We start from the raw sequence: 18,456 nt of genomic DNA, 5'->3' as shown, positions 1-18,456 counted from the left end.
ATATCTGCCTGCCCGATGAGCTTGAGCATAGGACAATCCGCCTGCTTGCGTAAGCGGGGAGTGTTCGTGTCCGCGCAGTGGCAATGGCCGTGTTTCGGACAACGGCCGCGGCCGGACATGCGGCTACGCACCTCGCCATGGATAGCCCGGATCAAATCGCCGCGGCGTTGCGCTTTAGATGAGCCTTTTTCGTCAATAATGGCGGGAATGACAAATCTTCCACGCATTGCCCGGCACGCAGCCGCCGGGAGCAGAACCCATGGCACGGTGGCGACGCGCGCGCCGGGGTAACACGGCGGCGGAGACCGCGACGGCGACGGTGGTGGCGGCGCGTCGCGCCGGCAGCCTGCAGCGCAAGCTGGCGATCGCCACCGCGGTCGGCGGCCTTTGCACGCTCGTGCTGGCCGCGCTGGTGATCGCGCGCTCGTTCGGCACCTTCATGGCCGCACGGCAGAACCTCTACGACGTCTCGGCATACCGTGGCGTGCTCGACGCCGCCAATGTGCTGTCCGCCGAACGCGGGCCCGCCAACAGCGTGCTGGGCGAAGCGCCGCTGGCCGACAGCGCCGCGCGTGCGCGGCTGCGTGCCATGCGCGCGCTCAGCGACGCCGCGCTGCAGCGCCTGGCCGCACCGCCCGCGCCGCCCTTCGGCCTGCACAGCCACCACCTGCCGCCGCTGATGGTCGAGCGCGTGCGCGAGCGGCTGCAGCGCGCGCGCACCGAGATCGACCAACTGGCCGCGCGCCCGCTTGCAGAACGCGACATGGACGCGATCCGCCTGGCGATCGAAAGCATGTTCGACGTGGTCGACATGCTGCAGCCCGCTATCGCCTGGCAGGTGCGCGAGTTGTCCGCGTGCCACGAAGGCCTCGCCGCGCCCGCGCTGACCGGCAAGATGCTGGGCGACCTGCGCGAGTATGGCGGGCGCATCGCCTCGCAGATCATGGCGCCCGTGGCGGCGCGGCAGCCGATGCCGGTGCAGAGCCTGGTCGATGCCACGCGCTCGCGCGGACGGCTGCTCGAACTGTGGCAGCTGGCCGGGCCCGCCTACAACATGTTCGGCGAATCGCCCGCGCTGGAGCACGCCTACGCCGACACGAATCACCAGTTTTTCGGACAGGGCATGGCGATGATCGACAGCCTGGTCGCGCAAGGACGTGTATCGGGCCGTTATTCGATGACGCCCGAGGAACTGACGAATCGCTACGTGCGCACGCTGGAGCCGCTGGAGCGGCTGCGCCGCGTGTTCCTGGACGAGGTGGTCGCGCATTTCACCGCCACGCGCGCGCAGGCGCTGCGCGAGCTGGCTGCCGCCTGCGGCGCGACGGCGCTGATCCTCGCCGTGCTCGGCTACATCCTGGTGTTCGCGCAGCGCTCGGTGTTCCTGCCATTGCTGCGCGCGCGAGCCGAAGTGATCGGCCTGGCCGAGGAGCGCGGCCATCCCGACTACACCGCGCCACCTGCGCTGGTCACGCGCGCAACGGAGATGCGGCCCCTGTTCGATGCCATCGATATCCTGCGCCGCAAGCTGCGCGAACGCGCCTCGCTGACGGCGCAGCTGGAGCACCAGGCGCGCACCGACAGCCTCACCGGGCTGCTGAACCGGCGCGCGCTGGAACTGGTGGCGGCCCGCTACCCGGCACATAACAGTGCCAGCCTGGTGCTGATCGATGTCGATCGCTTCAAGCAGATCAATGACCGCCATGGCCATGCGGCCGGCGATGAGGTGTTGCGCGAGGTGGCGACGCTGATGCGCGCGCTGGTGCCGCCGGACAGCGTGCTGGCCCGCTTTGGCGGAGAGGAATTCGCGCTGCTGCTGCCGCATGGCCGCCCGGGCGAAGCCGCCGCGCAGGCCGAAGCGCTGCGCGCGGCGCTCGCCCGTGGCCCGGTGCGCATGCCCGGCGGCAAGTCGCTGCATGTGACGGCCAGTTTCGGCGTCGCCAGCGGGCACGGCGGGGCACGTCACTGGCAGCAGCTGTTCGCCGCGGCCGATGCCGCGATGTACCGGGCCAAGGCGGAGGGGCGCAATTGCGTGCGCGAAGCGCAGAGCAACGCAGGAGCACCGGCAGCCTGAGCTTGCCGGTGGAATATCGATCGGCTGGACCTGCGATCTCGGCCGCGGTTTCGGCCGCAATCTCGACCGCGATTGCGACCGTAAACGACGAAAGGCTCGCTTGCGCGAGCCTTTCAAAATATTGGTGCCCAGAAGAGGACTCGAACCTCCACAGTGTTGCCACCGCTAGGACCTGAACCTAGTGCGTCTACCAATTCCGCCATCTGGGCTTCGTCTCGCTGCATTGCTGCTGCGATGCGAAGAAAGAAATTATGCCGCCCATATCCGACGCTGTCAACAGCCACCGGCAAAAATCTTCGCGGACATGCCGCATGCACCTACTGCTCGCCACCCCGCCGCATGAAGTCCACTTGCGCCGGCCGCCCGGGCAATTGCAGCGCCGCCATCGCCGGCGGCGTGCCGGCGATGGTCTTGCCGGCACGCAGCACGCGCAGCCGCGTGGCGCGCAGCCGGATCGCCTCGACCGCATCGCGCGCCTGCAGCAGCACCAGGTCCGCCCGGCAGCCCGGCGCGATGCCGTAGCCGTCCAGACCAAGGATTTGCGCCGGCGTCGCGGTCACGGCGGCAAAGCAGGCACGCATCGCCTCCTGCCCGGTCATCTGCGCCACGTGCAGGCCCATATGCGCGACTTCCAGCATATCGCCCGAGCCCAGGCCGTACCACGGGTCCATCACGCAGTCGTGGCCGAACGCGACCGGCACGCCCGCCGCCAGCAGTTCCGGCACGCGCGTCATGCCGCGGCGCTTCGGGTAGCTGTCGTGCCTGCCCTGCAGCGTGATGTTGATCAGGGGGTTGGCGATCGCCGCCACGCCGGACTCGCGCATCAGCGGAATGAGCTTGGACACGTAGTAGTTGTCCATCGAGTGCATCGAGGTCAGGTGCGAGCCGGCCACGCGGCCATGCAGGCCGAGCCGCACCGTCTCGCTCGCCAGCGTTTCGATATGGCGCGACAGCGGGTCGTCGCTTTCGTCGCAATGCATGTCGACGCGCAGCCCGCGCTCGGCCGCCAGCTCGCACAGCAGCCGCACCGATTCCGCGCCCTGCGCCATGGTGCGCTCGAAATGCGGGATGCCGCCGACCACGTCGACGCCCATGTCGAGCGCGCGCGTCAGGTTCTGCATGGCGCCGGGCGCGCGCAACACGCCGTCCTGCGGGAACGCCACCAGTTGCAGGTCGAGGTAAGGACGCACGCGCTCGCGCACGTGCAACAGCGCTTCCACCGCGAGCAGGCGCGGATCGCAGACGTCGACATGCGAGCGGATGGCCAGCAGCCCGCGCGCCACCGCCCAGTCGCAGTAGGTCAGCGCGCGTTCGACCAGCGCTTCCTGCGTCAGCAGCGGCTTGAGTTCGCCCCACAGCGAAATCCCTTCGAGCAGCGTGCCGGACTGGTTGACGCGCGGCAGCCCGTACGACAGCGTCGAGTCCATATGGAAATGCGCGTCGACGAACGGTGGCGTCACCAATTGGCCGGCGGCATCGATTTCCTCGGCAGCCCGCGCGGCCAGCGCCGGTTCCACCGCGGCGATGCGGCCGTTGGCAATGCCGATATCGATGCCGGTGCGCCCGTCGGGCAGGTTGCAGTGCCGCAGGATCAGGTCGAGCATGGCGTCTCTTGCCGGGAAAGGTTCAGACGAAGAAGCACGGCGCATGATCGCATGGCCGCGCGGGCGCAGGTAGCGTGAGTGCGGACGATGCGCTCACCCCTGCCCGTCAGCCAGCACCTGCATGGTCATGGCTTCGGGCGCGAGGCCGCAGCCGCGCAGCAGCAGCGCCACCAGGTGCTCGGTCGCCTGCGCATAGTCCTGCCGCCCCAGTTGGCTCACGCCTAGCACCGCGCAGACCTGCGACTCGAAATCGGCATAGGTCTGCGTTGCGGCCCAGATGGTGAAGAACAAATGCTGCGGGTCCACCGGCGCCATCTGGCCGCTGTCGATCCATTGCTGCACCACCGCGGCCTTGCGCGCCACCAGTTCGCGCAGCGCATGGCGCAGGATCTCGCCGATCTCCGGCGCGCCGTGCAGCAACTCGTTGGCAAACACGCGCGAGGCATCGGGATGGCTGGCGGACAGCCGCATCTTGGCGCGGATGTACTGCTCCAGCGCCACCTGCGGCGGAAGTTCGGCACGGATGATATCGGTCTCCGACAGCCACAGTTGCAGCGTGTGGGCCAGCACCGCACGGTACAGCGCCTGCTTGGTGCGGAAGTAGTAGTGCAGGTTCGACTTGGGCACGCCGGCACGCGCCGCGATCTCGGCCATGGTGGCGCCGGCAAACCCCGCGCGCGCGAACACATACTCGGCCGCGCGCACGATCATGGCCTGGTTCTCCTGCCGGATGCGGCCGGCAGGACCTTCGCGCACAAGCGGCGCGCCATGCATTGGCAGCGCCCGGCGCGGCGTGGCGCTGGCGCGCGGGTCCATCAGCGTGTGCCGTAGAGGCGGTCGCCGGCATCGCCCAGGCCGGGCACGATATAGCCGTGCTCGTTGAGCGTGTCGTCGATCGCGGCGGTAACGATGCCCACCTCGGGATGGGCGGCACGCAGCGCGCGCAAGCCCGGTCGCGAGGCGATCAGGCACACGTATTTCATGGTGGTGACGCCCGCCTCCTTCAGCCGGTTCAGCGCGGCAATGGCCGAATTGCCTGTGGCCAGCATCGGATCGACCACGATGACCATGCGCTCGTTGATATCTTCCGGCATCTTGAAGTAGTACTCGATCGGCTCGAGCGTCTCGGGGTCGCGGTACAGCCCGATATGACCGACGCGCGCCGCCGGCAGCAGTTCCAGCATGCCGTCGATGAAGCCATTGCCGGCGCGCAGGATCGACACCAGGCACAACTTTTTGCCCGCCAGCACGCGCGACTGCGTCGGCGCAATCGGGGTGCGGATGGCGATGGTCTCCATCGCCAGGTCGCGCGTGGCTTCATAGGTCAGCAACTGGCTGATCTCGCGCACCAGGCGGCGGAAATTATCGGTGGTGGTTTCCTCGCTGCGCGCCAGCGTGACCTTGTGCTGCACGAGCGGATGGTCGACGACCAGCACGCCGGGCATGCCGGCATCGTCGTCACTGCCGGCTACATCGGGAACAGCGGACATGTCGTTCATGGGTACGCTCCTGATGCCATGTTTGATGCCACGTTATCCAACGCAAACCTTGCTGATTGCGGCCGCAATCGCGGCGGGCGCAGGGGCGCCCGCCGTGCTCAGAACACGGTGCCGTCGCTGATGATGCTGAACGGCGGCGCACCGCCCGGGCGCCGCTTGGCGGCGATGCGCCGGCCCGCGGCCCAGGTGCCGCCCTCCAGCACGCGCGCCAGCGGGAAGTCGGCTTCCGCCAGTCCCAGCGCCTGGCGCACGCCATCGGCCACCAGGTCGAGGCCAGTCACGGTCAGCGCGCGCCACTCGACGATCACGGGCTCGTCCACCGCGTGCGGCTCGGTGGCAAAGGACGCATCGCGCGGCACCATCAGTTCGAAGTCGAACAACAGGCCGCCGTTGCGGTATTCGGGCAGCCCGGTCAGCGCATCCAGCCCGGTGACCGTCAGGCCCGCGTCCTCCAGCGGTTCCAGCAGCGAATAGGTCAGCCACTGCGTGAGCTTGTGGAACGGCACCAGCCCGCCGGGCGCGGCCGGATGGCGCCAGCAATCGCCCAGGGACACACCCTCGATCACGATGCGTCCCGGCCAGACCGGCCCCAGCCCCACCAGCAGCGTGCGCAGCAGAAAACTGGCATCGAGCCGTTCGTTGACCGCATGCGCCTTCAGGTAGTCGAACATGTTGCCCAGGCGCGCAGGCCGCCCGAACAGCGCCGGCGTAGCTTCCATCACCTCGCCCAGCCGGCGCAGCAGCCCGGCGCGGCCTTCCAGCCCCACCAGCGGGTTGTGCTGCGCCACCTGGAAGGCGTGGGCGATGCTGTCGGCGTCGATGCGCTGCAGCCGCTCGGCGTCCGCGCGCAGCGGGTCGCCGGGCGCCGCGGAGAAGCCGCCACGTGCGAACAGGACGAAGCTGGCCACGCCCAGCCCTTCGGAGCGGGTCAGCACAAGGTCGCTGGCCGGGTCGCGGTAGCGCCAGTCGGGGCCCGCGCCGGCGTCGAGCAGTACGCTCGGGATCACCAGGTCGATGCCGATGCGCGCGCGCGCTTCGCGGTGCTCGGGCCCGCTCAGGCCGGCACGCTCGCACAGCACCTGCCAGCGGTCCGCGCGCTGGTCGACGCCACCGCTCTCGAAGTGGCGCCAGCGGCTGTGGTAAGGCACCTGCAGGTCCGGATAGCGCTGCCGGATGGTGCTGGCCACGTAATCGGCGATCGCGTGGATGCGGTCGGGGTGCCACGTAAACAATTTGGACGCGCCGCTGGCCACGTGCTCGGTGACCGCCGCGCAATGCGTGCGCACGGCTTCGGCGCACAGCAGCGCCGAAGCGGGGTGCCCTTCCGGCACGGGGCTGAGCCAGCCCGCGCCCGGACGCATTTCCTCGCCTGCTCCCCGACGGTCCATGCCGCCACGATCCTCTTCGGGATACATTGTCATTCGTTCAACCCCCTGCCCTTTGCCAGGGCCAGTTCATCGGCATCCGGCGGCGTGTAACGCGTAAAGTAGCCGGCCGCCACCTTGGCGTCGATCTCGACACGGGCGTCCGCCGGGATCAGGGCTTCGGGGATCGCCACCTGCTCGACCACCTCGATCCCCTGCGCCACCAGCGCGCCATGCTTCATGTTGCTCATCGACGCCCAGCGGTCGATGCGGCGGATGCCCAGCCAGTGGAACACATCCGGCATCAGTTCCTGGAAACGCATGTCCTGCACGCCTGCCACGCATTCGGTGCGGGCAAAGTAAGTCTCGGCCCGGTCGCCGCCCGCCTGCCGCTTGCGGGCGTTGTAGACCAGGAACTTGGTCACCTCGCCCAGCGCGCGGCCCTCCTTGCGGTTGTAGACCACCAGCCCGACACCGCCCTGCTGCGCCATCTCGATGCACACCTCGATGCCATGTGCCAGGTACGGCCGGCAGGTACAGATGTCTGACCCGAACACGTCGGATCCGTTGCATTCATCGTGCACGCGGCAGGCCACTCTTGTCTCGGGCTTGCCGAGCTGACTGACGTCGCCGAAAAAGTACAGTGTCATGCCGCCGATGGGCGGCAGGAACACTTTGAGGTCGGGCCGCGTGACCAACTCCGGGAACATGCCGCCGGTCTGCTCGAACAGGCCGCGCCGCAACGCGCTTTCCTTGATGCCGAAGCGCGCCGCCAGCCCTGGCAGGTACCAGACCGGATCGACCGCTGCCTTGGTCACGCGCACGTCGCCGTTGGCATAGAGGATGCTGCCGTCCGGCGTCAGCCGGCCGGCAGCCATCGCCGATATCAGCTCAGGCATGTTGATATGCGCGCGCGTGACGGCGATGGTGGGGCGGATATCCACGCCCGCCGCGATGCGGTCGGCGAAGACGGACGAAACGAGGTGGCCCCAGGGATCGAGCGAAACGATCTTTTCCGGATCGGCCCATTGCGGGTGCGGGCCGATCGACTCGGCAGGCGCGGTATCCGTCAGGTCGGGACGATGGTCGCGCTGCAGTGAGCCGGAGGCCACCGCCAGCGCGCGGTAGATGGCATAGGCGCCGGCATGGGTGCCGATCACGTTGCGCTGCGCGGGATTCGTCAGGCTGGCGATCACTGGTCCGCGTTCGGCGGCGGTGGGCGCACCCCAGTGGATCGGCTCGGCCGGCTTGTCGCGGCGCGCGTGCGAAGTGAGGACGATATGGTCGGACATGACACCCTCGGTTCCCGATGGAATCCTGACCAAACGGTCAGGTTTACGATTCCATACTAGGCAACGTTCATGCCATCGCCCAATGCCGGTTTACGCGAGTTTTGCCGTGCTCTGTATGGCGCCGTACGCAAGCGGGGCGGCGCGCATGCACGGACGGCGTGCCGGGGACGTGACGCCAACGGTGCGCGCGCACCAGCAGGAGGCAATCTGCCCAGCGCGCAGGCTTGCAAGGCTTACATGGAAGGACGGCTCGCCGAGCCGCGCGCTTGCGACAGCCAGGCCCGCGCCGCGCGCAGCGCGGCCTGCGGGCTCGCGCTTTCCACGTAGCGGTGAAACAGCGCGCCGGCGACGTTGCTCAGCGCCCACGCCGCCGCCATGCCCAGCGCGTTCAGCACCGGCTGCCCCGGCGCAAGGTTCAACACCAGCGCATTGACCAGCAGGCACACCGGAAAGTGCACCAGGAAAACCGAATAGGAAATGCGGCCGAAGAAGCCGACCACATCGCCGCGCGGCCAGCGCTCCATCCAGCCGCCGCGGCGGGCGATCGCCAGCAGCAGCGCGGTGGCCAGCGCCACGGCGATACGCAAGCGGAAATCGACGATCAGCGCCGCCAGCGCCACCGCGCCGAGCACCAGCAGCGGCATGGCCGACCGGCCCGGGTTCGAGGCCCACCATGCCAGCGTGCCCATGCCATAGGCGCCGAAGAAGTACACCGCCCAGATATCCCAGGCGGCATCGCGGTTGAACCAGAACAGCGACGCGACCGCCAGCAGCGCAACCACGCCAATGCCGGCAGCGGCACCCGCCTGCGCCTGGCGCGGCGCAAAGGCGCGTGCGGCCCACAGCGACACCAGCAGCAGGCCAAACAGCTGGAGATCGATCGCGACGTACCAGACACCGGCCGACAACGCATCGACGTCGAGGACGTTATGCAGCAGCGTGAGGTGCGCCAGGAACTGCGTCAGGTGCGGAGGTGCCGGGATCGATTCATGGATCATCCACTGCCGCGCCAGCGCGGCGCCGGCAATGCTCAGCAACAGCGCGGCGGCGAAGGGCACCACCAGCTTCAGGTAACGGCGCCACAGCATCGCCAGCGGATGTTCGCGGATTTCCAGCCTGCCATGCGGTGCCAGGCTGCGCGCCGCCAGGAAGCCGCTGATCACCAGGAACACCTGGACCGCGATGCGGGCATAGTCGTACAGCCAGTCCACCAGCCCCGGGGCGAGGCGGTAGGCCGTATCGGACATCGGCCCGTAGAAAGCGAGGTGATGCAGCACGATCAGCTGGGAGCTGACCGCCTTGAGCGCGTCGATGCAAGGCAGGCGTGACGGACGGGGGCTCATTGCTTTTGGAATATGAAGCGCACGGAAGGCGCGATTCTACCCGTTTGCCCTGATTGAAATGTGGCGTTACATCCACAAATTGCGGATTGGTTACACACTGGCAGCGATTGTTGCTGATTGCTCGCCTTGGACTTCATGTCTCAGCAAAGAAGCATTTGCTTATGACGACTTTATCCTTCGCTCAGCCAAGACCCGGGTATACCCTAGCGTCTTTGCCGCACCGCCGGCCAGCTATCTGGTTTCCGAATGTCCGTCTCTGCCCTGTCTTCCCTGCTTGCCCGCTTGTCCGACGCGCGTCGCCCCCTGGCGGCGCTCGCCTTCTGCGTCATGGCCTCCGCACTGACACCGGCTGTAGCCAATGCCCAGCCGCAAACTCCACTGCTCGACAAGATCCGCGATTCCGGCACCATCGTGCTGGGCTACCGCGAATCGGCGCTGCCCTTTTCTTTTGCCGACGACAAGGGCCAACCGGCCGGCTATGCGGTCGACCTGTGCCTGCGCGCCGCAGAAGCGGCGCGCCAGAAGCTGGGCTTGAAAGACCTGAAAGTGCGCTGGATGCCACTGACGCCGCAGAACCGTATTCCGGCGGTGGTCAACGGCCTGGTCGACCTCGATTGCGCCCCCAACACCAACTCGCTTGAGCGCCAGAAGCAGGTGGCCTTCAGCGTCTCGCACTATGTCTCGACCGTGCGCATGCTGGTCCGCGCCGACTCTGGCATCCGCTCGCTCGGCGATCTGCGCGGCAAGACCGTGGTCACCAGCGCGGGCTCGACCGGCGACCGCCACGTACGCCGCCTGAAGGACCAGTACGGCTACCACGACGTCTACGCCAAGGACCATGGCGAGTCGTTCCTCCTGCTCGAAACCGGCCGAGCCCAGGCTTTCGTGATGGATGACGTGCTGCTGGCCGGGCTGCGCGCGCGCGCCAAGGATCCGTCGCAGTACGTGATCGTGGGCCCGTCGATGTCGATCGAGCAGAACGCGCTGATGTTGTCCAAGGCCGACCCGGAATGGAAACGCCTGGTCGACCAGACCCTGGCCACGGCCTTCACCGGCCCGGATGTGATCGCGCTGCAAAAGCGCTGGTTCCAGCAGCCGATCGGCAGCCGCGGCATCAACCTGGCGCTGGCGCCGTCGGGCGAGGTGCGCGCGGCGTGGAAGCACCCCTCGGACGCCGTTACCGAGTAATCCCGGTCAGGGAGGCCCGACCGCAACCGGTCTGGGTCCGCAATTCAGGGTTTCCATGAGAGTGCCGCGCCGGGCAAGCCCCAAGTTGACAGTGACAAACGATGTTGGCGACACTGGCCCGAGCCATCCCTGCGTGGGATAGGCCACATACACGACCGCCCGACGGCGGCATTTCTCAGGAGAAACCATGAACAAGTTTGTCGCGACCGCGATCGCACTCTGCCTCGGCGCCGCCTCGCTGGCCGCCCACGCGCAGGGCACCGGCAAGAAGCAGTTCGATCCGTATTCCCAGGGTGCCAAGTCGGGCGAGAAGTTCGACCCGTACTCGCAGGGTGCCAAGGCCGGCGACAAGTTCGACCCGTACAGCCAGGGCGCCAACAAGAGCACGCGCAGCGACCTGAATCCCGCCGCACCGGCCTCAGAGCAGAAACCGGCCAAGAAGTCGACCAAGCAGAAGGCCAAGAAGAAAGCCGCTCCCGCGCAGGCCGCCAGCTGAACGGCAATGGCTCCAGCAAAAAACCCGCCGAGGCGGGTTTTTTGCGGCTGCGCAGGCCAAGGACTGCTTATGGCGCCTGCGTGTCGCGCTCCAGCGCGGTGACGTCGATGCGCTGCACATTGCCATCCTGCCGCACCTCGGTGCGCAGCACGAAGGCATCTGACGGACAGTACCAGTCGGTCACGTGCATCACCGAGGGCTCGACCTGCACGACTTCCTCGCCCACCAGCACCGGCCCCAGCGAAGTGCGCTTCTCATAGGTGATCGGCAGGCACTCCTTGCGCCCCATCACGGTCTCGATCGCCTGGCGCCGGCCGACCTGGCGCGAGCCGATATGGATCGATGCATGCAGCGCCCGCATGGTGCTGACCACTTCGTCGGAGCCCAGGGGATAGACCTTGAGCGACACGCTGGACTGAAATGTCTCGCCGTCGAGCGTGCTGCCTTCGCGCAGGTCCATGCCGGCGTAGTTGAAAACGCCCTTGCCCCGGAACGAGGCTTCGCCGTACAGGCGCGCATAGCGCGCGCGGGCATTGATGATCGCACGCTGGCTTTCGATGCTGGTCTGGTCATTGGGCGTGCGCCGGTCGATCACGACCTCATGCACCTGTTCCATGATCACCGGCGGCCCCATCAGGGCCGACATCGCCGACTTGGAGCTGACCGTCAGCTGCGCGCGGCAGCCGGATGCGCTGCGCCCGACGTCGCGCAGCGTCATGCGGATCGACATCGGCATGGCGCCATCGCCCTCCATCTGCACATGCGAGCCGGAGCGGAACCACGGCGCGTTGCAAAGTACGGCCGCCGCCGACGCAGCCACCTGCGTGGCGGCCACTTGCGCGGCGGCACTGACCGCGGTCGCCGCAGCACCGGCGGTCGCGGCGGGCTGCGCCGCCGCCGGCAGAGCCAGCAGCATGCCTGCCACCGCGGCCAGGCTTGCAATCCGGTAATGCTGCGCCTTTGTCTTCACATCAATCCCTGTCTAGAATGTCCTGGCGCCCCCGATATCGCGCCCGGCCTGCCAGGCGTCCGCCTGGCCATCAGATTATTCGTGTTTTTCGTGCAAGTGGCTATCTCGCTGACCCGTATCGCTGACCCATAGCGGCGGCGAGAGCCACCAATCTGCGACCGCCGGGCTGTTCTCGTGTACCGGCCCGCGCGCGGGCCCATAAGGAGGTTCCATGCTTCAGTACTACGCGAAACTGTGGTGGGTGGTCGCCCTGCGCGGCCTCTTTGCGCTGGTGTTCGGCATTTGCGCGTTCTTCGCGCCGATCGCCACGCTGGCCGCGCTGGTGATCGTGTTCGGCGCGTTTGCCGCAGCCGACGGGCTGATGGCGCTGGTCATGGCCATCTCCGGCAAGGACCGCGAGACCAGTGACCGCTGGATCCTTGCGCTGCAGGGCCTGCTCGGTCTCGGCGTGGGCGCGCTGACGTGGTTCAGCCCGGCCATCACCGCGCTGTCGCTGCTGGTCTATATCGCGGTATGGTCCCTGGCCACCGGCGTGCTGCAGATCGTTGCCGCGATCCGGCTGCGCAAGGAGATTCCCAACGAGTGGTGGCTGATCCTGGCCGGCCTGGTCAGCATCGCCTTTGCCTTCCTGGTGCTGTGGCAGCCGCTGGCGGGAGCGCTCGCGGTGCTGTGGATGATCGGGGCATGGGCCATCGTGTGCGGCATCCTGCTGATCGGCGTCGCGTTCCGCCTGCGCCGCGCGCGCCCCGCCGCAGCAGCCATCCAGGCGACCTGAACGCCATCCGGCGGGCCCGCCAGCCGCGCCGGAGCACGCCCGTCGTCCAGATCCCGGCGACTCGAGGGACGCCCCCGCCGCCGTGCTACCATTGCCCGCCGCGCGTGTCGCCGCCGCGGCTGTGGCGTCCCGGGCGCTCGGCAACGAGCCATCGGCGCGGCCATCCTGCAAGGCTCCGGTCTGCTTTGACCAAGCTACCGGTTAGGTGTCCACCGGTTGGCTGTCCACCAAAGGCCGGCCTGATGCGTTGTGATGGCTTCCCGTCATCGCGCCTCCACGCAAGACCATCCCAATCCGTCGTTTTCCAGGAGTTCCATGCGTAGTTCATCGACCTCGCGGTATGCCGGGCTGTCCGTTGGTGCCACCACCACCAGCGCTGTCGTGCTGGTCAGCCTCGCCGTCCTGCTGGTCTGGTTCGGCACACTCGACATGCGCCACCTGCTGCGCTCCGACGAGGGCCGCTACGCTGAAATCGCACGCGAGATGTTCGTCACCGGCGACTGGGTGACGATCCGCTACCACGAACTCAAGTACTTCGAGAAACCGCCCTTCCACCTGTGGGTAACCACGCTGGCCTATACGCTGTTCGGTGTCGGCGACTGGCAGGCGCGCCTGTGCGTAGCGTTGTCCGGCCTGCTTGGCCTGGGCGTGACCATGCTGGCCGCGGCGCGGTGGTATGGGCAGCGCGTGGCGCTGCTGGCCGGGCTGGCTCTGGTGGCGGCGCCGATGTGGAATGTTGCGGGGCACTTCAATTCACTGGACATGACCCTGGCCGGCGCGATGGCGTGCGTGCTGGCCTGCATGCTGCTCGCGCAGCATCCGGACGCCACGCCCACGGCGCGGCGCAACTGGATGCTGGCGTGCTGGGGCGCCATGGGCGTGGCGGTGCTGGTCAAGGGACTGGTGGGGCTGGCGCTGCCGGGGCTGGTGCTGGTGGTCTATACCTTCGCCACGCGCGATTTTGGCCTGTGGCGCAGGCTTCATCTGCTGGCCGGCACGGCGGTGCTGCTCGCGGTCACTGTGCCGTGGTTCTGGCTGGTGTCGGCGCGCAACCCCGAATTCCCGCATTTCTTCTTTATCCACGAGCACTGGCAGCGCTACACCTCGCACGTCCACCAGCGCGAAGGCGCAATCTCGTTCTTCGTGCCGCTGCTGCTGGCCGGATTCCTGCCCTGGCTGGGGCTGGCGCCGCAGATGTGGCGGGCTGTGCGCGAGCGTGCCGGCGTCGCGCGCGGCACTTCGCCGCGGCCTTTCCAGCCCGCGCTGCTGGCGGCGCTGTGGGCCGTGGCAATCTTCGTGTTCTTCAGCCTGTCTGGTTCCAAGCTGCCGGGCTATATCGTGCCGATCTTCCCGGCGCTGGCGCTGCTGGCGGGCGTGGCGCTGGACACGATCACGGAACGCGCGTGGCGCTGGCAGGTCAATGCCATGATTGCGCTGGGCGCGGTCGGGCTGCTGGCGTGCCCTTTCGTCGCCATGCTGGACAAGCCAAGCACGCCTAATGCCGTGTACCGCGAATTCACAATCTGGCTCGCCATTGCGTTTGCCATCATGCTGGCCGGGGCCTTGACTGCCCGGCGGCTGCTGCGTACCCGCGGCGTGTTTCCCAGCATCGTGGTATACGCGCTGGCGATGTTCGCCTGCTGCACGGTGGCGCTGCGTGGCCACGAGGTGATGGGACGGCGTAGTTCCGGCGCGGACCTGGTGCCGGCGATCAATGCCGTACTGACGCCGCAGATGCCGCTGTACAGCGTCGGCATGCTGGACCATACGCTGCCGTTCTACCTGCGCCGCACCGCCATCATGGTCGCGCATCAGGACGAACTGCAATTCGGCATCGGGCAGGAACCGCAGAAGTGGATTCCCACCATCGACGGTTTTATCTCGCGCTGGCAGGACGGCCAGCGCGCCGTGGCGATCATGATGCCCGATACCTACAAGATGCTGGCAGCACGTGGCGTGCCGATGCATCGGATCGCAGGCGACCGCCGACGCGTGGCAGTCGCCAACTTTGCACTGCCGGGCGAAGGCCCGCACGCGCCATCCCAAGGACAGTAACCCTGCACGACCTGGCGCCATGACGCTTTCGACTTTCCTGTTTATCGTTACCGGCGTGCTGCTCAATGCAGCCGCCCAACTGCTGCTCAAGGCCGGCGTCAATGCCATCGGCGCGATCACGCTGGATCGCGGCACGCTGCTCGTCACTGCAATGCGCGTGCTGACGCAATGGCCGGTGCTGGCCGGCCTGACACTGTACGTGGTCAGCGTCGCCGTGTGGATCGTGGGGCTGTCGCGCGTGGACGTGTCGGTCGCCTACCCGATGCTGTCGCTCGGCTACGTGGTCAACGCGCTCGCCGCCTGGTGGCTGTTTGGCGAGATGATCGGCCCCTTGCGCGTGGCCGGCATCCTGCTGATACTGGCTGGCGTCTTCCTGATCGCCCGCTCCTGACCTGGCCGCCCTGGCTTGCCTGCCCTGCCTCACCGACCGGGACCGATTCTTCGCGGATTTTTCACCGATTTTTCGCCGATTTTTCGTTCTCTAAGCCCATGACTGCTTCAGTTCCCGACTTCCTGCCCTTTGTCCGGCCTGAAATCGATGCCGCCGCCATTGCCGACGTCGGCAAGGTGCTGGCGTCCGGCTGGATCACTTCCGGGCCGAAAATGCAGGCCTTCGAGGCCGCGCTGTCGGACCTGTTCGGCGGACGCCCGGTGCGCACCTTCGCCAACGGCTCGGCGACGATGGAAATCGCGCTGCGCATTGCGGATATCGGCCCCGGCGATGAAGTCATCACCACGCCGATCACCTGGGTCGCCACCGCCAACGTGGTGATCGCGGTCGGCGCACGCCCGGTGTTCGTCGACATCGACCCGCGCACGCGCAACCTGGACCTGGACGCGGTCGAGGCCGCGATCACGCCGCGCACGCGCGCGATCATGCCGGTGTACCTGTCGGGCCTGCCGGTCGACATGGACCGCCTCTACGCCATTGCTTCGAAACATGACCTGCGCGTGATCGAAGACGCCGCGCAGGCGATCGACTCGCGCTGGCAGGGCCGGCGCATCGGCGCCTTCGGCGACCTGGTCAGCTTCAGCTTCCAGGCCAACAAGAACATCACCACCATCGAGGGCGGCTGCCTGGTGATGAACACGCCGGAAGAAGCGGTGCGCGCCGAACGCCTGCGGTTGCAGGGCGTGATCCGCACCGGCATGGACGGCATGGACGTGGAAGAGCCCGGCGGCAAGTTCAACCTGACCGACGTCAATGCCGCCGTGGGCCTGGCCCAGCTCAGCAAGCTCGACGCCATCACCGCACGCCGCGCCGAACTGGCGGAGGCGTACTTCCGCTGCGCCGCGGACCACGGCCTCGCCGGATTGGGCATCGAGTTGCCGCTGCCGCTCGATACGCAGGCCTCCACCAACTGGCACATGTTCCAGGTGGTGCTGCCGACCGGGCGCCTGCAGGGCGGTCCGGCGCAGGCGCGCCAGCAGGTCATGGAAGCCCTGCGCGAGCGCGGCATCGGCACCGGCGTGCACTATCCGCCTATCCATCTTTTTACCTACTACCGCTCGCTCGGCTGGCGCGAAGGCATGCTGCCGCATGCCGAACGCATCGGCCGCGGCATCGTCACGCTGCCGCTGTTCCCGGCGATGCAAGCCGCCGACGTCGAGCGGGTCTGTGCAACCCTCAGCGAAACATGCAAACGTCTCTCCAAATGAGCCCGGTCGAAGTTTCGGTCGTCATTCCGGTCTACAACGAAGAAGACGGGCTGCAAGCCCTGTTCGACCGCCTTTACCCGGCGCTGGATGGCCTGGGCGAGTCCTACGAGATCATCTTCATCAACGACGGCAGCACCGACCGCTCGGCGGCGCTGCTGGCCGCGCAGTTCCACAAGCGCCCGGAGGTCACCAGGGTGGTGCTGTTCAACGGCAACTTCGGCCAGCATATGGCGATCCTGGCGGGCTTCGAGCACACCCGCGGCAAGATCGTGATCACCCTCGACGCCGACCTGCAGAACCCGCCGGAAGAAATCCCGCGCCTGGTCGAAGCGATGCGCGCCGGCCATGACTACGTCGGCACCATCCGCCGCCAGCGCAACGACACGGCGTTCCGCCGCTACGCGTCGCGCGCGATGAACCGGCTGCGCGAGCGCATCACCAAGATCCGCATGACGGACCAGGGCTGCATGCTGCGCGCCTATGACCGCAACGTGATCGACACTATCAACGCCTGCCGCGAGGTCAACACCTTTATCCCCGCGCTGGCCTACACCTTTGCGTCGAACCCGGTCGAGATCGAGGTCGGCCACGAGCAGCGCCATGCGGGGGAATCGAAGTATTCGCTGTACCAGCTGATCCGCCTGAATTTCGACCTGGTGACCGGTTTCTCGATCGTGCCGCTGCAGTGGTTCTCGGCGATCGGCACGATCCTGTCGCTGTTCTCCGGCGTGCTGTTCGTGATGCTGCTGGTGCGGCGCTTCGTGCTGGGCTCGGAAGTGCAAGGTTTGTTCACGCTGTTCGCCATGAACTTCTTCCTGATCGGCATCCTGCTGTTCGGCGTGGGCCTGCTGGGCGAATACGTCGGCCGCATCTACCAGGAAGTGCGCGACCGCCCGCGCTATCGCATCCAGGCGGTACTGGAGACTGACCCGACGCACGCCGCACTGGCCCGCAAGGGCGTGGAGCCATGATGCGCGCCGTCGTTTTCGGCTACCACAATGTCGGCGACCGCTGCCTGCGCGTGCTGCATGCGCGCGGCGTGGAGGTGGCGCTGGTCATCACGCACCGCGACCGTCCCGACGAGAACATCTGGTTCCGCCGTGTGGCGGACACCGCCGCGGAGCTGGGCCTTCCCTTTATCTACGGCGAGGACCCTGCCGATCCCGCGATCGCGCAGGCCGTGCGCGATGCGCGTCCGGACGTGATCTTTTCCTTCTACTACCGCGCGATGATTCCGGCGGCAGTGCTGGCGCTGGCCCCTGGCGGGGCCTTCAACATGCACGGCTCGCTGCTGCCGAAGTACCGCGGCCGCGTGCCGGTGAACTGGGCGGTGCTGCACGGCGAGACCGAAACCGGCGCCACGCTGCATGCGATGGAGGCCAGGCCCGACGCCGGCTATATCGTCGACCAGACCGCCGTGCCGATCCTGCCGGACGACACCGCCGGCGAAGTCTTTGAAAAGGTCACCGTGGCCGCCGAACAGACCTTGTGGCGCGTGTTGCCGGCGATGATCGCCGGGCAGACGCCGCAGCGGCCCAACCGGCTTGCGGAAGGCAGCTATTTCTCCGGGCGCAAGCCGGAAGATGGCCGCATCGACTGGAGCCAGCCGGCTGCCAGCGTCTACAACCTGATCCGCGCGGTCGCGCCGCCCTACCCCGGCGCGTTCACCGAGGTGGCCGGACAGCGCTTTATCGTGGCGCGTGCGCGCCGCCTCGAGGCCGGAAGCGCCGCCGGCGGGTTGCCGCCCGGCCTGCACGTGCATGATGGCAGGCTTCTTGGCCTGTGCGGAGATGGGGGCGTGGTGCTCGTGACCGAATTGCTGGCGCATGACGGGGCGCCGGTCACGCCCGATGCCTTTTCCCAGATTCTCAGAAAACATTGCCACGAGGAAAACCGATGAAAAAGGTCCTGATTCTCGGCGTCAACGGTTTCATCGGCCATCACCTGACGCGCCGCGTCCTGGAAACCACGCCGTGGGAGGTCTACGGCATGGACATGAACACGGACCGCCTGGGCGACCTCGTCGACCACCCGCGCATGCACTTCTTCGAAGGTGACATCACCATCAACAAGGAGTGGATCGAGTACAACATCCGCAAGTGCGACGTGGTGCTGCCGCTGGTCGCCATCGCCACGC

At 67.5% G+C, this 18,456-nt stretch carries 17 protein-coding genes and 1 tRNA gene; 10 read left to right on the top strand and 8 right to left on the bottom strand.

What is annotated here, in order from left to right:
- Positions 1 to 259 precede the first annotated feature (259 nt).
- Positions 260 to 2,074, top strand: a complete 1,815-nt coding sequence (locus ACIP1U_RS22720) for a GGDEF domain-containing protein (protein ID WP_400319655.1) — start codon at positions 260 to 262, stop codon at positions 2,072 to 2,074.
- Between the two features lie 122 nt (positions 2,075 to 2,196).
- Here the strand turns inward: ACIP1U_RS22720 and ACIP1U_RS22715 are convergent.
- From ACIP1U_RS22715 to ACIP1U_RS22685, 7 genes are all read right to left on the bottom strand, one after another.
- A tRNA-Leu gene (locus ACIP1U_RS22715) sits at positions 2,197 to 2,283 on the bottom strand.
- A gap of 108 nt (positions 2,284 to 2,391) precedes the next feature.
- Positions 2,392 to 3,678 (bottom strand): amidohydrolase family protein, encoded by a 1,287-nt coding sequence (locus ACIP1U_RS22710; RefSeq protein ID WP_400319653.1) that lies wholly within the window; start codon positions 3,676 to 3,678, stop codon positions 2,392 to 2,394.
- A 93-nt stretch (positions 3,679 to 3,771) separates the two neighbouring features.
- Entirely contained in the window at positions 3,772 to 4,494 is a 723-nt protein-coding gene (locus ACIP1U_RS22705) for a TetR/AcrR family transcriptional regulator (RefSeq protein WP_400319650.1), read from the bottom strand.
- Positions 4,494 to 5,177: a uracil phosphoribosyltransferase gene (upp, locus tag ACIP1U_RS22700; RefSeq protein ID WP_400319647.1), complete on the bottom strand. Its 684-nt coding sequence runs from the start codon at positions 5,175 to 5,177 to the stop codon at positions 4,494 to 4,496. The genes ACIP1U_RS22705 and upp overlap by 1 nt, the downstream gene beginning before the upstream one ends.
- A gap of 98 nt (positions 5,178 to 5,275) precedes the next feature.
- Complete coding sequence (locus ACIP1U_RS22695) at positions 5,276 to 6,598, bottom strand: URC4/urg3 family protein (RefSeq protein ID WP_400319644.1); 1,323 nt, start codon at positions 6,596 to 6,598, stop codon at positions 5,276 to 5,278.
- Positions 6,595 to 7,833 carry a GTP cyclohydrolase II gene (locus ACIP1U_RS22690; RefSeq protein ID WP_400319641.1) on the bottom strand — a complete coding sequence of 413 codons (1,239 nt, stop codon included), beginning with the start codon at positions 7,831 to 7,833 and terminating at the stop codon, positions 6,595 to 6,597. The genes ACIP1U_RS22695 and ACIP1U_RS22690 overlap by 4 nt, the downstream gene beginning before the upstream one ends.
- Before the next feature lie 233 nt (positions 7,834 to 8,066).
- Positions 8,067 to 9,176: an acyltransferase family protein gene (locus tag ACIP1U_RS22685; protein ID WP_400319638.1), complete on the bottom strand. Its 1,110-nt coding sequence runs from the start codon at positions 9,174 to 9,176 to the stop codon at positions 8,067 to 8,069.
- 246 nt (positions 9,177 to 9,422) lie between these two features.
- Between ACIP1U_RS22685 and ACIP1U_RS22680 the strand changes: the two genes are divergently transcribed.
- Together ACIP1U_RS22680 and ACIP1U_RS22675 are read left to right on the top strand one after the other, a co-directional pair.
- Positions 9,423 to 10,364 carry an amino acid ABC transporter substrate-binding protein gene (locus ACIP1U_RS22680; protein WP_400319635.1) on the top strand — a complete coding sequence of 314 codons (942 nt, stop codon included), beginning with the start codon at positions 9,423 to 9,425 and terminating at the stop codon, positions 10,362 to 10,364.
- A 187-nt stretch (positions 10,365 to 10,551) separates the two neighbouring features.
- Positions 10,552 to 10,860: an amino acid ABC transporter permease gene (locus ACIP1U_RS22675; RefSeq protein ID WP_400319633.1), complete on the top strand. Its 309-nt coding sequence runs from the start codon at positions 10,552 to 10,554 to the stop codon at positions 10,858 to 10,860.
- Positions 10,861 to 10,927: 67 nt separating this feature from the next.
- Here ACIP1U_RS22675 and ACIP1U_RS22670 read toward each other — a convergent pair whose 3' ends face one another.
- Complete coding sequence (locus ACIP1U_RS22670; RefSeq protein WP_400319630.1) at positions 10,928 to 11,830, bottom strand: hypothetical protein; 903 nt, start codon at positions 11,828 to 11,830, stop codon at positions 10,928 to 10,930.
- Positions 11,831 to 12,041: 211 nt separating this feature from the next.
- On the opposite strand from ACIP1U_RS22670, the gene ACIP1U_RS22665 reads away from it, so the two are divergent.
- The 7 genes from ACIP1U_RS22665 to ACIP1U_RS22635 all read left to right on the top strand — a co-directional run.
- Entirely contained in the window at positions 12,042 to 12,605 is a 564-nt protein-coding gene (locus ACIP1U_RS22665; protein ID WP_400319628.1) for an HdeD family acid-resistance protein, read from the top strand.
- Positions 12,606 to 12,920: 315 nt separating this feature from the next.
- Complete coding sequence (locus ACIP1U_RS22660; protein ID WP_400319626.1) at positions 12,921 to 14,660, top strand: glycosyltransferase family 39 protein; 1,740 nt, start codon at positions 12,921 to 12,923, stop codon at positions 14,658 to 14,660.
- 19 nt (positions 14,661 to 14,679) lie between these two features.
- On the top strand, positions 14,680 to 15,051 hold the full coding sequence (locus ACIP1U_RS22655; protein ID WP_400319624.1) for an EamA family transporter: 372 nt from the start codon (positions 14,680 to 14,682) through the stop codon (positions 15,049 to 15,051).
- 98 nt (positions 15,052 to 15,149) lie between these two features.
- A complete protein-coding gene (locus tag ACIP1U_RS22650) occupies positions 15,150 to 16,319 on the top strand; it encodes a DegT/DnrJ/EryC1/StrS family aminotransferase (protein ID WP_400319621.1) in 1,170 nt (389 codons plus the stop codon).
- On the top strand, positions 16,298 to 17,290 hold the full coding sequence (locus tag ACIP1U_RS22645) for a glycosyltransferase (RefSeq protein WP_400319619.1): 993 nt from the start codon (positions 16,298 to 16,300) through the stop codon (positions 17,288 to 17,290). Before ACIP1U_RS22650 ends, ACIP1U_RS22645 begins: the two co-directional genes overlap by 22 nt.
- Positions 17,290 to 18,219 carry a formyltransferase gene (locus ACIP1U_RS22640; RefSeq protein ID WP_400319616.1) on the top strand — a complete coding sequence of 310 codons (930 nt, stop codon included), beginning with the start codon at positions 17,290 to 17,292 and terminating at the stop codon, positions 18,217 to 18,219. Before ACIP1U_RS22645 ends, ACIP1U_RS22640 begins: the two co-directional genes overlap by 1 nt.
- A partial coding sequence (locus tag ACIP1U_RS22635) for an NAD-dependent epimerase/dehydratase family protein (RefSeq protein ID WP_400319613.1) occupies positions 18,216 to 18,456 on the top strand: 241 nt, incomplete at its 3' end. The genes ACIP1U_RS22640 and ACIP1U_RS22635, both read left to right, overlap by 4 nt.

Source organism: Cupriavidus sp. NPDC089707 (assembly GCF_044748965.1).
In the GTDB taxonomy this organism is placed as follows: Bacteria; Pseudomonadota; Gammaproteobacteria; order Burkholderiales; family Burkholderiaceae; genus Cupriavidus.
The sequence above is the reverse complement of the archived record's forward strand: the minus strand, read 5'-3'. Positions and strand labels throughout refer to the sequence as shown.

What these genes read in the sequence shown, in the direction of transcription:
- ACIP1U_RS22690 (WP_400319641.1), bottom strand. Translation starts at nt 7,833, where the DNA reads ATGTCCGACCATATCGTCCTCACTTCGCACGCGCGCCGCGACAAGCCG.
- ACIP1U_RS22680 (WP_400319635.1), top strand. Translation starts at nt 9,423, where the DNA reads ATGTCCGTCTCTGCCCTGTCTTCCCTGCTTGCCCGCTTGTCCGACGCG.
- ACIP1U_RS22640 (WP_400319616.1), top strand. Translation starts at nt 17,290, where the DNA reads ATGCGCGCCGTCGTTTTCGGCTACCACAATGTCGGCGACCGCTGCCTG.
- ACIP1U_RS22720 (WP_400319655.1), top strand. Translation starts at nt 260, where the DNA reads ATGGCACGGTGGCGACGCGCGCGCCGGGGTAACACGGCGGCGGAGACC.
- ACIP1U_RS22650 (WP_400319621.1), top strand. Translation starts at nt 15,150, where the DNA reads ATGACTGCTTCAGTTCCCGACTTCCTGCCCTTTGTCCGGCCTGAAATC.
- ACIP1U_RS22710 (WP_400319653.1), bottom strand. Translation starts at nt 3,678, where the DNA reads ATGCTCGACCTGATCCTGCGGCACTGCAACCTGCCCGACGGGCGCACC.
- ACIP1U_RS22675 (WP_400319633.1), top strand. Translation starts at nt 10,552, where the DNA reads ATGAACAAGTTTGTCGCGACCGCGATCGCACTCTGCCTCGGCGCCGCC.
- ACIP1U_RS22705 (WP_400319650.1), bottom strand. Translation starts at nt 4,494, where the DNA reads ATGGACCCGCGCGCCAGCGCCACGCCGCGCCGGGCGCTGCCAATGCAT.
- ACIP1U_RS22665 (WP_400319628.1), top strand. Translation starts at nt 12,042, where the DNA reads ATGCTTCAGTACTACGCGAAACTGTGGTGGGTGGTCGCCCTGCGCGGC.
- upp (WP_400319647.1), bottom strand. Translation starts at nt 5,177, where the DNA reads ATGAACGACATGTCCGCTGTTCCCGATGTAGCCGGCAGTGACGACGAT.
- ACIP1U_RS22685 (WP_400319638.1), bottom strand. Translation starts at nt 9,176, where the DNA reads ATGAGCCCCCGTCCGTCACGCCTGCCTTGCATCGACGCGCTCAAGGCG.
- ACIP1U_RS22695 (WP_400319644.1), bottom strand. Translation starts at nt 6,598, where the DNA reads ATGACAATGTATCCCGAAGAGGATCGTGGCGGCATGGACCGTCGGGGA.
- ACIP1U_RS22660 (WP_400319626.1), top strand. Translation starts at nt 12,921, where the DNA reads ATGCGTAGTTCATCGACCTCGCGGTATGCCGGGCTGTCCGTTGGTGCC.
- ACIP1U_RS22645 (WP_400319619.1), top strand. Translation starts at nt 16,298, where the DNA reads ATGCAAACGTCTCTCCAAATGAGCCCGGTCGAAGTTTCGGTCGTCATT.
- ACIP1U_RS22655 (WP_400319624.1), top strand. Translation starts at nt 14,680, where the DNA reads ATGACGCTTTCGACTTTCCTGTTTATCGTTACCGGCGTGCTGCTCAAT.